The following is a 14,803-nucleotide window of genomic DNA, read 5'->3' as shown; positions in this document are numbered from 1 at the left end:
GATTATGACAAACAGTAAATTATTATTTAGTCTTTTATTGGCTGGATCTGTGGGCACAGTAAGTGCGCAAAGTTTGAAAGATGCTAGAGCAGCTATCGAGGCTGAAAACTATGGTAAAGCGAAAACTATTCTTCAACAATTAGTGACTAAGCAACCTAAGAATGGAGATAATTATTTCTATTTGGGTCAAGTTTATTTGGTAAACGACAGAGCGGACTCTGCCGCTGCGATTTTCAACCAAGGTTTGACTGCTGATCCAAAAGCCACTATCAACAATGTAGGTTTGGGTTATGTTGACTTATTGAAAAAAGATAAAGCTAGCGCTGAATCCAAGTTTGCTTTGGCAACAGCAAAATTAGGTAAAAAAGATTATGAGCCATTATTGGAAATCGGTCGTGCATATATTGAAACGCCGGAGCCAGATTATGCGAAAGCTCTAGAATATCTGACACAAGCGAAAGCGAAAAATACAAAAGATATTGCGATTCCTTTAGCTTTAGGTGATGCATACCGTGGCTTGAGAGAAGGTTCATTGGCGTATACCAGCTATGGTGATGCGATGGATATTGATCAAAACTCGGTTAAAGCGAAAGTTGGTCAGGCAATTATCGTTCGTGGAGCGCAAGCTTATGACGAAGCTGTAACACAATTGGAAGCTATTGCGGCCGAAACTCCAGCTTACGCACCGACTTACCGTGAGTTAGCTGAAACATACTACCAATGGTCAAGAATGCCCGGAACTACGGATGAGAAATACCTTGAGTTAAACAAGAAAGGTGTTGCTCAATATAAGAAATATTTGGAGGCAGCTGGTGATAATACATTGGAAGCAAAAATTCGTTATGCGGATTTCTTGGTTTATTCACGTCAATATGATGAACTAAAGACTGTTTCAGAGGAATTAGCAAAGAATCCATCAGTTGATCCTAAGATCTATCGTTATTTGGGATATATCGCTTTCCAAAAAACGAAGGATTATTCGAAAGCACTGGAGTATTTGAATCAAATGTTCAGCAAGATGGAAAAAGACCGTGTGATTCCTTTGGATTATATGTATTTGGGTATGGCTCAGATTGCTGCTAATAGTCCGAAACCTGCAGCACCAGCCGCTGGTGCGGATAGCACTGCGACAGTTGCTGCGCCTGTTTTGACTCCTGAAAATACGGCTAATATCCAAAAAGGAATTGCGGATATCAAAAAAGCAATTGATGGTGATAAGGAGTTGTTGGGTGAGGTTGCTGAATTGGCATTTGCGAAATACCAAGAGCAAGAATTACAAACTGCAGCTTCTCTATTTGAGTTAGTTGGTCAATATAAAGACAATCCAACTTACTTATACGATGCTAACTACTATGCTGGTGAGGCTTATTTCCAAATAGGATCTAAAGAGGAAGCGGCTAGTAAAAATGAAGAAGGCGCAATTGTTGATCAAGCACAAAAAGATAAAGCAATTGCAACATTGAATAAGGCGATTGGGTTCTTAACGGTAATTGAGACAACAGATAATAAAGAAGCACAAGATAAATATTTAGTCAATGCCCTTTATTATAAAGCTTTCTCCGCATTAACTGCTGATAATTTGGAAAGTCCAAAAGGTGATTTCGTGCCAATGTTCCAAAAATTGATTGATACGATCAACCAACGTGGTACGCAAGAAAAAAACAAAAGCTATTTAGTTGATGCCTATACCTATATTGGTCTTTTCCATTATATGAAGCAAGATATGCCAAAAGCGAAGCAAAATTTGCAGAAAGTATTGGAAATCGATCCGACGAATGAAGGAGCGAAAGCATATTTGGATGCTATCAAATAAGCTTAAGTAAAATGATTCTAAATTAGGCGCAGATCGTACGATCTGCTCCTTTTTTGTTTTGATTTTAGTCTTGGAATCTCTATATTTAAAGACAGTTACCAATATAAATTTTGATTCAGATGGAGCACGCCAATAGTATGCCGATAGACTACTTCCCTATATTCATACAGCTTATCGTAGCAGTAGGATTCGGAGTAGGTACCATAATTATTACACACCTTATCGGACCGAAAGTCAGGACGGAAAATAAACTTGGAGCATTTGAATCCGGTGTTGAAGTCATAGGGAATGCTAGGCAACCTTTTTCAATTAAATATTTTCTGGTAGCAATCTTGTTTGTCATTTTTGATGTTGAGGTTATTTTCATGTATCCATGGGCTGTCAACTTTAGGGAAATGGGCTTTCAAGGCTTGATCGAGATGTTTATTTTCATGGGAATGCTCTTGTTGGGCTTTATCTATGTCATTAAGAAAAAAGCATTAAACTGGGACTAAATTGTCCTGTAACATTGGCTGTAATGGCCGATTGTACTTAAACCTTATAAATCGTCTTTTCATGAGTGATATAAAATTGGCAGAAGCTCCTCCGGGAGTAGAAGGCGCAGGTTTCTTTGCGACAAGCTTGGATAAAGCGATCGGGTTGGCGCGTGCAAATTCATTGTGGCCCTTGCCTTTTGCGACATCCTGTTGTGGTATTGAATTTATGGCTACGATGGGTTCTACCTACGATTTGGCTAGATTCGGTGCAGAACGACCAAGTTTTTCTCCGCGTCAGGCGGATATGTTATTGGTCATGGGAACTATTGCAAAGAAAATGGCTCCTGTCTTGAGACAGGTCTATGTGCAAATGGCCGAACCGCGTTGGGTGATTGCTGTAGGGGCCTGTGCCTCCAGCGGCGGGATCTTCGATACCTATTCTGTATTGCAGGGTATAGATGAGGTGATTCCCGTGGACGTTTATGTGCCAGGTTGCCCTCCGCGTCCAGAAGCAATTTTGGATGGTGTATTGCGTTTGCAGGATATTGTCAAAAATGAATCGTTAAATAGGCGAAACACACCGGAGTATAAAGCACTATTAGAAAAATACGGTATACATACTAATAAGTAGAGGATGGAGAACAGTTTTTTATTGGAGAAACTCCAGGGAAATTTTCCTGCCAAGATTGTAGAAATTCCAGATGCGCATGATTTACTAACTATCCTTGTAAATGTGGATGATATAATCGATGTGCTGAGTTTTCTAAAGACAGATAGGGAGTTACAGTTTATTCATTTAACTGATATTACTGCTGTACACTATCCTCATCTGGAGAAAGAATTTGCCGTTGTGTATCATATTCATAGTTTGATTCACAATATCCGTATACGCGTAAAAGTGTATTTGTATGGTCCAAATCCCGAAATTCCGACGGCAACAGTTGTTTGGAAGGGCGCAAATTGGATGGAACGTGAAACATTTGATTTTTTTGGAGTGAACTTTATAGGTCATCCAGATTTAAGAAGAATTCTAAACGTTGACGATATGGACGTATTTCCAATGCGAAAAGAATATCCTTTGGAGGATCCAAACCGAGTAGATAAAAAAGATTTGTATTTCGGCCGTTAATTTATATGATATGAGCGAGTTTATAAGCAAGATAACACCTAATCAGCCCGTTTTCGATGATAACGATCCACAGGATGAGCTAATCACCCTGAATATTGGCCCGACTCACCCAGCTACACATGGTGTATTCCAGAATGTAGTGCAGATAGATGGGGAGCGTATTGTAAGTGGTGTCTCCACTATTGGCTATATTCATCGTGCTTTTGAGAAAATTGCTGAACATAGGCCTTTTTATCAGATCACTCCGCTGACGGACCGCTTAAATTATTGTTCGGCGCCTATCAATAATATGGGCTGGCATATGACAGTTGAAAAGCTGTTAAAAATCGAAATCCCGAAGCGTGTACAATATATGCGTGTCATTGTGATGGAGCTTGCGCGTATAGCTGATCATATCATTTGTAATGGAATTTTGGGTGTTGATACTGGAGCCTTTTCTGGATTCTTATACGTAATGCAAGAACGCGAATTTATCTATGAGATCTTCGAAGAAATCTGTGGTGCACGCCTGACAACAAATATTGGGCGTATCGGTGGATTTGAGCGCGATTTTAATGCAGTTGCTTTTGAGAAAATTCGTGAATTTATAAAACGGTATCCGCCCGTATTGAAAGAATTTGAGGAGATGTTTGTGCGAAACAGAATCTTTATCGAGCGAACTTCAGGTGTTGCCGCTGTTACTCCAGAGGAGGCATTAGATTATGGTTGGTCTGGACCTATTTTAAGAGCAACAGGTGTAGATTATGATGTTCGGGTACAAAATCCCTACTGTTCGTATGAGGAGTTTGATTTTGATGTGCCTGTTGGAGCAACGGGAGATGTATATGATCGATTTATGGTCAGAAATGAGGAAATGTGGCAATCGCTCCGCATCATTGAGCAAGCTTTGGAAAAAATCGAAAAGGAGCCTAAAGGTGTGTTTCATGCGGAAGTGCCCGATTTTTATTTGCCCCCAAAGGAGCAGGTTTATACCAATATGGAAGCACTTATATATCACTTTAAAATCGTTATGGGTGAAGTTGATACACCTAAAGCTGAAGTGTATCATTCCGTAGAGGGAGCAAATGGCGAATTGGGATTTTATTTGATTCATGATGGTGGCCGTTCACCTTACCGTCTTCATTTTAGACGACCTTCTTTCGTCAATTATCAGATGTTTGCACCGATGAGTGCGGGAATGCTAATATCAGATGCAATTTTAAATATGAGTAGTCTTAACGTTATAGCAGGAGAATTAGATGCTTAGTGTAAAACAACATAATGAAAATGTAACGTTTTCCCCAGAACTATTGGCCAAGTTTGGAGAGGTCGTGAGCCGTTATCCGGAAGGGAAGCAAAAATCTGGTCTATTGCCTATTTTGCATTTGGTCCAAGCAGAATTTGGTTGGGTTAGCGCCGATGCAATGGATCAGGTAGCGGTTTATCTCCATATTTTACCGATAGAGGTTTATGAGGTTGCAACTTTCTATACCATGTTTTTGTTGGAGCCTAAAGGTAAGTATGTTCTAGAGATCTGTCGTACTGGGCCTTGTTGCTTAGTTGGGGCGGAACGAATTATGACACATTTGGAACAGAAACTTGGGGTAAAAGAGGGACAGGTTACAGCAGATGGGCTTTTCTCCTGGCGTGGTGTTGAATGTTTGGCCGCCTGTGGTTTTGGTCCGGTGCTACAAATTGGTCCTGAGTATACATTCTATGAGAATTTGAATGAAGACAAGGTGGATGAATTGATTGATAATTTAAAAGCTAAAACGGAATAATATGGCACGTAAACTTTTGCTGACACATATCGATGTTCCTGGCATTAATACCTTTGAAGTGTATCGTCAAAAAGGAGGGTACGCTGCTATTGAGAAGGCAATAAAAACGATGTCTCCTGAGGATGTGGTCGAGGAAGTGAAAAAATCTGGATTACGTGGAAGAGGTGGCGCGGGATTCCCTACGGGAATGAAATGGTCTTTTTTGGCCAAGCCGGAAGGGGTACCACGTTATTTGGTTTGTAATGCTGATGAGTCTGAACCGGGGACATTTAAGGATCGCTATTTAATGACTTATATCCCACATGCGTTGATTGAAGGGATGATTGTTGCCAGTTTTGCGTTGGGTGCACATACTTCATATATCTATGTGAGAGGGGAAATGATGCCACAGATCAGGATCTTGGAACGTGCTATTGCTGAAGCAAAGGAGAAAGGATTTTTAGGTAAAAATATATTGGGTTCAGGCTATGATCTGGAGATTTATGTCCAACCAGGTGGTGGTGCATATATCTGTGGGGAAGAGACCGCTTTGTTGGAATCTTTGGAAGGAAAGCGCGGAAATCCACGTATTAAACCACCTTTCCCAGCTATAGCAGGATTATATAACTGTCCTACAGTCGTGAATAATGTGGAGTCTATTGCGGCAACCGTTCCCATTATTAATTTGGGTGGGGATGAGTATGCAAAAATCGGTGTCGAGCGTAGTACAGGAACTAAATTGATTTCGGCCAGTGGTAATATCGTTAAACCTGGGGTATATGAAATTGAATTAGGACTACCTGTAGAAGAATTTATTTATTCGGACGAATACTGTGGCGGTATAGCTAACGGAAAACGGATGAAAGCTGTTGTGGCTGGAGGTTCATCCGTACCGATTCTTCCAGCAAACCTTATCCTCAAAACAGCTGCTGGAAACAGTCGCTTGATGACTTATGAGTCGTTGTCTGATGGGGGCTTTCAAACGGGAACCATGCTTGGCTCGGGTGGTTTTATCGTATTTGATGAGGATCAATGCGTGGTCCGCAACACTTGGAATTTTGCTCGGTTCTATCATCATGAAAGTTGTGGGCAATGTTCGCCATGTCGTGAGGGAACCGGATGGATGGAAAAAGTGTTACATAAAATTGAAAGTGGGCATGGATCGATGTCCGATATTGACTTGCTTTGGGATGTACAGCGCAAGATCGAGGGAAATACAATCTGTCCATTGGGCGATGCTGCCGCTTGGCCAGTAGCAGCGGCTATCAGGCACTTCCGGGATGAGTTTGAATGGCATATACTACATCCTGAAGAATCACAAACAAGAAATTATGGATTGGCACATTACGCAGATCCATTGCAACCAATTGTATCATAATAAAAGCTGTAACGATAAATTATAAATATCATGGCAGAAGCGGAAGATGTAAAGTTTAAGGTCACAATCGATGGTATACCAGTGGAGGTATCACCGGGGACAACCATATTGAATGCAGCAAGGCAAATTGGTGGCGACATCGTTCCGCCAGCAATGTGCTATTACTCAAAATTGGAAGGGAGTGGCGGAAAGTGTCGGACTTGTTTAGTGAAGGTTTCGAAAGGGTCTGAGAAGGATCCTCGGCCAATGCCAAAATTAGTGGCATCCTGCCGGACTACTGTTATGGATGGCATGGAGGTCCAAAATATCACTTCACCAGAAGTAGTAGAGGCGAGAAAGGGTGTTGTTGAGATCCTTTTGATCAACCATCCACTGGATTGTCCGATATGCGACCAGGCCGGGGAATGTAAATTACAAGATCTAGGGTATGAACATGGCAGCGCTGATACAAGATATGAATTTGATCGAAGAACGTTTGAACAAATTGATCTAGGTGACAAAATCCAATTGCACATGAATCGCTGTATCCTATGCTATCGTTGTGTTTATGTGGCTAACCAATTGACAGATCAACGCGTGCATGGTATTTTGGGCCGTGGGGATCACTCTGAAATATCTACTTATATCGAAAATATCATTGACAATGATTTTTCTGGAAATGTTATTGATGTATGTCCAGTTGGAGCACTTACAGATAAAACGTTCCGTTTCAAAAATCGGGTCTGGTTTACAAAACCGGTAGATGCGCATCGTGACTGTCCGACATGTTCTGGTAAAGTGACTTTATGGTATAAAGGGGAAGAAGTTATCCGTGTAACTGCACGGAAAGATGAATTTGGTGAGGTAGAAGAATTTATCTGTAATACCTGTCGCTTTGATCAGAAAAAAACAAGTGATTGGATCCTGGATGAACCGACGGAAATTGATCCGCAATCTGTTATCTCGGCCAATCATTATGAACTATTTAACCCGCCAAAAGTCGTGAAGGAAAATCCTATACTTCAACAGCAAAATCGCGAACAGTTGGCTAGAACAGAAAAATTGAAATAAACAGGAATCATGGAGTGGTCTTTTGTTATAGAAAAATTAATATTGGTGTCTGTGATCTTCGTGATTACCTTGGTGATTGCGATGTATTCAACGCTAGCGGAACGTAAAATAGCAGGTTTTATGCAGGATCGATATGGTCCAGATCGGGCTGGTATATTTGGGATCTTGCAACCATTATGTGATGGAGGAAAGTTCTTTTTTAAGGAGGAGATTATCCCTGCGGGTGCACATAAGGTGCTTTTTATTGTCGGACCGACCATCGCAATCATTACCGCCTGTATCAGTTCGGCTGTTATCCCTTGGGGGCAGGAATTGCAGATTGGAGATCGTGTGGTCTCTCTACAGGTTGCAGATGTCAATGTCGGTATATTGTACATGTTTGGTGTGATCGCTTTAGGGGTATATGGTATCATGTTGGGCGGATGGGCATCCAATAATAAATTTTCTTTAATGGGAGCAATTCGTGCGGCATCACAAAGTATTAGCTATGAGATAGCTATGGGCCTTTCCATTATCGCGTTATTGATGGTGACACAAAGTCTCTCCCTTAAAGAGATTGTAGCCCAACAATCTGGTTTCGTCAATTGGAATATCTGGGCACAACCACTTGGATTTATTATTTTCATGGTTTGTGCATTTGCGGAGTGTAACCGTGTTCCCTTTGATTTACCAGAATGTGAGACTGAATTGGTTGGCGGTTATCATACAGAGTATTCTTCCATGAAATTGGGGCTCTATATGTTCTCTGAATACATTAATATGTTTGTTTCTTCGGCATTGATGGCATCTCTTTACTTTGGAGGGTATAATTTCCCTTTTATGAATGACCTAGGGCTGTCAGCAAATTGGATCACAATTATTGGTGTCATCGTATTCTTCCTTAAAATATTTGGATTTATCTTTTTCTTTATGTGGGTCCGCTGGACATTACCACGGTTCCGTTATGATCAATTGATGAATCTGGGCTGGAAGATGCTGATTCCGTTGGCTATTGCCAATATTGTACTTACAGGTGTATTTACATTGATAAAAGATACTTATTTCTCATCATAAAAAAGGATTTTTATGCAACTAAGCAATCGTAAGAAAGTAATCGAACAAAAACCAATGACCTTTTCGGAAAGAATCTATTTTCCGGCAATTGTTAGAGGGTTACGGATTACATTGAGACATTTTTTCAAGAAAATCCCTACTGTCAAGTATCCTGAGGAAATAAGACCTTATTCGAAGAATTTTAGAGGGCAACATTCGCTGAAGCGAGATGAGGAGGGACGTGAGCGCTGTACCGCATGTGGATTATGTGCGTTGTCATGTCCTGCGGAGGCCATTACTATGACTGCTGCCGAGCGTAAAAAAGGTGAAGAACACCTTTATCGCGAAGAAAAGTACGCATCAGTTTATGAAATTAATATGTTGCGTTGTATTTTCTGCGGTCTTTGTGAAGAAGCCTGTCCAAAAGAAGCTATTTATTTGGATGGTCCACATGTCACAGCAGATTACCTACGTAAGGATTTTATATATGGGAAGGATAAGTTGGTCGAGCCGACCTTTGATATTACCAAATTAAAGAGCTAATTCAAGAAATTATGACAGTATTTTATTTAGTAGCCTTCTTGTCTATTTTCTTTGCGCTGATGACCATCTTTACAAAGAACCCTGTACATAGTGTTTTGTACCTGGTCATTACTTTTTTCACATTTACAGTGCATTACATTTTATTGAATGCCCAGTTTTTGGCTGTGGTCAATTTTATTGTCTATATGGGGGCGATCATGGTACTCTTTTTATTTGTGCTCATGTTGCTCAATTTAAATAAGGATACCGAACCGATGAAATCCAATCTGGTTAAATTTATGGGGGTAATTGCCGGTTGTTGTCTTTTGGTGACCTTTTTTGGAGTATATCGTGTGTTTGAGATCTCCAACCCCTTGACTGTCGTTAATCCTGAAATTGGATTGGTGAAAAATCTGGGCAAGGTATTGTTTAACGAATTTTTGCTTCCTTTTGAGTTGTCCTCTTTATTATTATTGACAGCCATGATAGGAGCGATTTTATTAGCTAAGAAAGAACCTAAACAAATCTAATGGAAACAGTTGTTCAACAGTTGCAAGGCGTACCGATAAATCATTATTTGATTTTTTGCACTATTATTTTTGCTATTGGTGTGATCGGCGTATTGATCCGTCGTAATGTAATTATTATTATGATGTCCATCGAATTGATGCTTAACGCCGTCAACCTGCTATTAGCAGCTTTTTCGGTGCAGCATGGCGATTCATCAGGACAGGTGTTTGTCTTCTTTATTATGGCACTTGCAGCCGCGGAAGTAGCCGTCGGTCTGGCTATTATTATTATGGTATATCGGAATACGAAGTCTGTGGATATCGATTCCTTAAATAAACTTCGTTGGTAGAACTTAAGAAATAAATACGATGAGTGAATTAATTTGGTTGATTCCCCTTTTGCCCTTGATCGGGTTTATAGTAAATGGATTGGGCAGAAATGCATTTTCCAAAGGTATGATTGGTACTTTGGGCAGTGCCGTGGTTTTTATTTCTTTTATCTGCAGTTGTATCCTTTTTTCTGAAGTATATCAATCAAGACAGGCTGGACAAGCAGGAGTTATCGAACAACATCTATTTGACTGGATCTCAGTGGGGCATCTAAAAATAAGTCTTTCCTTTTTAGTGGATCCATTGAGTGCGATTATGTTGTTGATTGTGACAGGTATCGGCTTTTTGATCCATATTTATTCTATTGGGTATATGCATCATGATAACGGATTCGGTAAGTTTTTCGCCTATTTGAATCTATTTATCTTTTTCATGCTGCTCTTGGTGTTGGGCTCTAATTATCTAGTCATGTTTATTGGTTGGGAAGGTGTCGGACTTTGTTCTTACCTACTCATCGGATTTTGGTATAAAAACACTTCCTATGCAAATGCTGCGAAAAAGGCATTTGTGATGAATAGAATTGGTGATTTAGGATTCTTGTTGGCGGTATTTTTGATCCTGGGAACTTTCGGGTCACTTGAATTTTCTACGGTATTTGCAGGGGCAAAGAATTTTGCTGTTGGTGACATCGCTGTGGTGAGTATCACCATACTGCTATTTATCGCTGCAACAGGTAAATCCGCACAAATTCCACTATTTACTTGGTTGCCAGATGCCATGGCTGGTCCTACACCCGTATCGGCCTTGATACACGCAGCGACTATGGTTACAGCGGGGATCTATATGATCGCTCGATCCAATGTATTGTTTGTACTCTCACCGATTACATTACAGCTGATTTCCATTATAGCGATTTGTACTGCTTTGTTGGCTGCTGCAATTGCAATAACGCAAAATGATATTAAGAAAGTACTGGCTTATTCTACAGTTTCACAACTAGGTTATATGTTTCTCGGTCTAGGCGTGGGAGCATTTACGGGTGCATTTTTTCACGTATTGACTCATGCATTCTTCAAAGCCTTATTATTTCTTGGTGCAGGATCAGTTATTCATGGTATGAGTGATGAGCAAGATATGCGAAAAATGGGTGGATTAAGGAAAGCGATGCCGATTACTTATATCACCATGCTAATTGGAACAATAGCAATTGCAGGTATCCCTCCGTTTTCCGGATTTTTCTCTAAAGATGAAATATTGGCCAATGCATTTGCTGCCAACCCGCTCTTATGGGGGCTCGGATTTTTGGGAGCGTTAATGACAGCTTTCTATATGTTCAGAATGTTATTCATGACATTTTCCGGCTCATTTAGAGGTACTGACGAGCAAAAACATCACCTGCATGAATCACCAAAAAGCATGACAATTCCTTTAATGGTATTAGCCGTGCTTTCTGCTGTTGGTGGAGCAATTAATTTGCCTGCGGCGCTAGGTGGAAACCATTGGTTGGAGAATTTTCTTGCACCGGTATTTGCTGAGGGGAAAGCATTGATTCCTGCGGCACATCATTTGGAGCATAGCACCGAATATATGTTAATGGCTGTTTCTATAGTCGGTGTATTAATTATGGTTGGCCTTGCTTACAACGTTTATGTGAAGCGTCAGCAGATACCTGCTGGAGATGAAGCTCCACGGGGCTTTCTGGCAAATCTTTCCTACCATAAATTTTATGTGGATGAACTTTATGATGCAGTCGTTGTACGCCCGATCAACTGGCTATCGACTTTCTTTGGTCAGGTCGTGGATCAACGGGGTATTGATGGTATTGTTAATGGAGCTGGTAAAGCAACATTTGATACCGGAAAAGTACTTCGCTTGCTTCAAAATGGAAATGTTGGGTTTTATTTATTGATGATGGTAATTGGAGTGATTGCTATTTTCGTTTATGGATTTTTGAGTCTTTAATATTTAGTATAATCGATGGATAACCTTTTCTTACTTATTTTATTGCCGTTAATCAGCGCATTGATTTTAGCTTTATTAAAGACCAATGCTGCCAAGTCAATAGCATTGATTTTATCAATCGTATCGCTCGCATTGACTATCCCATTCCTTTGTCAATTTGATCCAAATGGCGGAATGCAATTCGAAAAAAATTGGGAGTGGATTTCTGCCTTGCATATTCATTTTCATCTTGGGGTAGACGGGATTAGCTTGCCGCTGATACTATTGACCAATGGATTGATGCCTTTCATTATTGCGACGACTTTTTCTAAAGACTATAAGGGCAATTTTTATGCATTGATGGCTTTTATGCAAGCTGGATTACTGCTTGTGTTTATGGCATTGGATGCTTTTACATTCTATGTGGGTTGGGAAATCGCTTTGATTCCAATTTATTTTATCTGCGCACTATGGGGCGAAGGTGACCGTATTCGGGTTAATCTAAAGTTTTTCATTTATACTTTTTTGGGAAGCCTTTTGATGTTGATTGGAATTCTTTATCTCTATCAACAGGTACCAAACCACGATTTTGAATGGACTTCTTTTATCGCTTTGGAGCTGGGGGATAACACACAACGTTGGTTATTCTGGGCATTTTTTATCGCCTTTGCGATTAAGATTCCCATCTTTCCGTTTCACACTTGGCAGCCGAATACATATACAAATGCCCCGGCGGCCGGAACGATGTTGTTAGCTGGTATTATGTTGAAAATGGGGGTATATGGTTTAATGCGTTGGTTATTGCCTGTGGTTCCTACGGGCGTAGCTTTGTATGGGCAATTTGCCATGATCTTATGTGTCATTGGAATTGTTTATGCCTCTATCATCGCTATTAAACAGGACGATGCTAAACGATTGATCGCGTACTCCTCTATTGCGCACGTTGGATTGATCAGTGCGGGGGTCTTCACTTGGAATACAAATGGTCTAAGCGGTGCAACGATACAAATGTTAAATCACGGTATTTCGGTCATTGGACTTTTTTATGTACTGGATATCGTGCAGCAACGTACACAAACACGCAGTCTTTCAGAACTTGGCGGAATCGCGAGCAAGGCTCCGAAATTAGCGATCTTTTTTATGATTATCTGTATGGGAGCAGTTGGACTGCCCCTAACGAACGGTTTTATTGGTGAGTTTCTGTTATTGAAAGGTGTATTTCAATATGGATTCTGGTTTGCGGTTTTCGGCGGACTAACGCTGATATTAGGGGCTGTATATACGCTGCGCCTTTATCAGCAGACAATGTTGGGAGAAGCAACGGACAAGACGATGCAGTTTGAAGATGTAAAAGGGGGAGAACTCGTTGTATTGAGTTTGATCTCCTTCTTGATTCTTTATATCGGTATATTCCCGAATTTCCTATTGAATCTTTCTGCGGGTTCAGTGGAAGTTTTAAGCACATTTTTAGGCAGATAAATAGATATATCAATTTGTATGGGAGCTATAATTACACTTTCAATATTAGCATTAGTTGTTCTTTATCTTGGCTTGTTCAAAGCGAAAGCCTTGCTTTTGCCGGTTTCCATCCTTGGATTCTTGGTAGCGATTGGTTTTCTATTGAACGATTGGACAGCTGACAAGGGACCTCTTTTCAGTGGGATGGTTCATTTCGATCATTACGCGATTGCTTTTTCGGTCTTATGTATCGTCGTTACTTTGTGCATATTTATTATTTCAAAAGGGTATTTTGATGAAGGGGGACAGGTTGCAGAGTATTATTCATTACTGATATTTTCTTTGACCGGGGCTGTTTTGGTAAATAGCTATCATAATTTCTCCATGCTCTTTTTGGGTATAGAAATCATGTCCGTGGCGCTTTATATTTTAGTCGGTATCCGTAAACGGGATAAAGCGTCAAATGAGGCTGCACTGAAATACTTTTTAATGGGCGCATTTTCGACCGGATTTTTATTGTTTGGTATTGCGTTATTATATGGAGCCACAGGTTCATTCGATTTGGATGAGATAAAAGCCTATGTTGTGAATAATCCACATGCGATCTCACCCTTATTTTATGGTGGTATCCTATTGCTTATCGTTGGCCTGACATTCAAAGTTGGGGCAGCACCATTTCACTTTTGGACGCCAGATGTGTATGATGGAGCGCCTATTTTGATAACAAGTTATATGAGTACTGTGGTCAAAGTGGCTTCTTTTGCAGGTTTATTACGCTTATTTAGTTACAGTCTACTTCCTTTACAAGATTTTTGGGAGCCTGTATTCTTGATTATAGCGATTATCACATTGTTTATCGGAAATATTTCGGCTGTCATGCAATCTTCTTTCAAGCGTATGTTGGCTTATTCCAGTATCTCTCATGCGGGTTATATGTTGTTTGCAATTATCGCCGTCGGAGCGAGTTCAGCAAACAGTATCTTTGCTTATGGGCTGGCCTATTCACTCGCAACAATTGTAGCATTTACAGGGCTGATCCTTGTAAAGAAGACAACGGGATCCGAACATTTTGAGGCGTTCAATGGACTAGGAAAACGAAATCCAATGTTAGCATTTGCTATGACAGTGGCTATGCTTTCACTAGCAGGTATTCCTTTAACCGCCGGATTTATTGGTAAGTTTATGATGTTCTCTTCGGTTATGGAGGATTACCACATTGTATTGCTGATTTTGGCCGTGATTAATGCTGCTATCGCAGTTTACTATTATTTGAAAGTGGTGGTTGCAATGTACTTTCGAGATAGTGAAGAATCCTGTGTAAATGTGCAGTGGAATTATTCATTTGTTCTACTACTTGCAGTGGGATTGACAATTCTTATCGGAGTATATCCGGACTGTCTTTTAAAATTAATATAAAGTTTCTGTT

Annotated in this window: 15 protein-coding genes; all 15 read left to right on the top strand. The window is 40.3% G+C overall.

Annotated elements, in window-relative coordinates; all coding sequences use genetic code 11:
• Positions 1-4: 4 nt before the first annotated feature.
• The 15 genes from ABFX33_RS23150 (at position 5) to ABFX33_RS23080 (ending at position 14,793) form a co-directional block, all read left to right on the top strand.
• Positions 5-1,813, top strand: a complete 1,809-nt coding sequence (locus ABFX33_RS23150) for a tetratricopeptide repeat protein (protein WP_346088558.1) — start codon at positions 5-7, stop codon at positions 1,811-1,813.
• Between the two features lie 119 nt (positions 1,814-1,932).
• Entirely contained in the window at positions 1,933-2,307 is a 375-nt protein-coding gene (locus ABFX33_RS23145) for an NADH-quinone oxidoreductase subunit A (RefSeq protein ID WP_346088557.1), read from the top strand.
• Positions 2,308-2,368: 61 nt separating this feature from the next.
• Positions 2,369-2,920 (top strand): NADH-quinone oxidoreductase subunit B, encoded by a 552-nt coding sequence (locus ABFX33_RS23140; protein ID WP_077437314.1) that lies wholly within the window; start codon positions 2,369-2,371, stop codon positions 2,918-2,920.
• Positions 2,921-2,923: 3 nt separating this feature from the next.
• On the top strand, positions 2,924-3,418 hold the full coding sequence (locus ABFX33_RS23135; protein WP_346088555.1) for an NADH-quinone oxidoreductase subunit C: 495 nt from the start codon (positions 2,924-2,926) through the stop codon (positions 3,416-3,418).
• 10 nt (positions 3,419-3,428) lie between these two features.
• On the top strand, positions 3,429-4,664 hold the full coding sequence (locus ABFX33_RS23130; protein ID WP_257097179.1) for an NADH-quinone oxidoreductase subunit D: 1,236 nt from the start codon (positions 3,429-3,431) through the stop codon (positions 4,662-4,664).
• Positions 4,657-5,178 carry an NADH-quinone oxidoreductase subunit NuoE family protein gene (locus ABFX33_RS23125; protein ID WP_282251597.1) on the top strand — a complete coding sequence of 174 codons (522 nt, stop codon included), beginning with the start codon at positions 4,657-4,659 and terminating at the stop codon, positions 5,176-5,178. The genes ABFX33_RS23130 and ABFX33_RS23125 overlap by 8 nt, the downstream gene beginning before the upstream one ends.
• A gap of 1 nt (position 5,179) precedes the next feature.
• Entirely contained in the window at positions 5,180-6,535 is a 1,356-nt protein-coding gene (nuoF, locus tag ABFX33_RS23120; protein WP_346088553.1) for an NADH-quinone oxidoreductase subunit NuoF, read from the top strand.
• A 30-nt stretch (positions 6,536-6,565) separates the two neighbouring features.
• Positions 6,566-7,585 carry an NADH-quinone oxidoreductase subunit G gene (locus tag ABFX33_RS23115; protein ID WP_346088552.1) on the top strand — a complete coding sequence of 340 codons (1,020 nt, stop codon included), beginning with the start codon at positions 6,566-6,568 and terminating at the stop codon, positions 7,583-7,585.
• 9 nt (positions 7,586-7,594) lie between these two features.
• A complete protein-coding gene (gene nuoH / locus ABFX33_RS23110; protein ID WP_077437309.1) occupies positions 7,595-8,638 on the top strand; it encodes an NADH-quinone oxidoreductase subunit NuoH in 1,044 nt (347 codons plus the stop codon).
• A 12-nt stretch (positions 8,639-8,650) separates the two neighbouring features.
• Complete coding sequence (locus ABFX33_RS23105) at positions 8,651-9,160, top strand: NuoI/complex I 23 kDa subunit family protein (RefSeq protein ID WP_077437308.1); 510 nt, start codon at positions 8,651-8,653, stop codon at positions 9,158-9,160.
• 11 nt (positions 9,161-9,171) lie between these two features.
• Positions 9,172-9,669, top strand: a complete 498-nt coding sequence (locus tag ABFX33_RS23100) for an NADH-quinone oxidoreductase subunit J family protein (protein WP_120260473.1) — start codon at positions 9,172-9,174, stop codon at positions 9,667-9,669.
• Entirely contained in the window at positions 9,669-9,998 is a 330-nt protein-coding gene (gene nuoK / locus ABFX33_RS23095; protein WP_077437306.1) for an NADH-quinone oxidoreductase subunit NuoK, read from the top strand. Before ABFX33_RS23100 ends, nuoK begins: the two co-directional genes overlap by 1 nt.
• A 19-nt stretch (positions 9,999-10,017) precedes the next feature.
• Positions 10,018-11,940 carry an NADH-quinone oxidoreductase subunit L gene (nuoL, locus tag ABFX33_RS23090; protein ID WP_346088550.1) on the top strand — a complete coding sequence of 641 codons (1,923 nt, stop codon included), beginning with the start codon at positions 10,018-10,020 and terminating at the stop codon, positions 11,938-11,940.
• A 15-nt stretch (positions 11,941-11,955) separates the two neighbouring features.
• The gene (locus tag ABFX33_RS23085) at positions 11,956-13,398 is read left to right on the top strand and encodes a complex I subunit 4 family protein (protein WP_120260471.1); all 1,443 of its coding nucleotides are present in this window, start codon (positions 11,956-11,958) and stop codon (positions 13,396-13,398) included.
• Between the two features lie 18 nt (positions 13,399-13,416).
• Positions 13,417-14,793, top strand: a complete 1,377-nt coding sequence (locus ABFX33_RS23080; protein WP_346088549.1) for an NADH-quinone oxidoreductase subunit N — start codon at positions 13,417-13,419, stop codon at positions 14,791-14,793.
• Positions 14,794-14,803 lie beyond the last annotated feature (10 nt).

Origin of the sequence: Sphingobacterium ginsenosidimutans (assembly GCF_039536865.1) — a bacterium.
Classification (GTDB): domain Bacteria; phylum Bacteroidota; class Bacteroidia; order Sphingobacteriales; family Sphingobacteriaceae; genus Sphingobacterium; species Sphingobacterium detergens.
The sequence above is the reverse complement of the archived record's forward strand: the minus strand, read 5'-3'. Positions and strand labels throughout refer to the sequence as shown.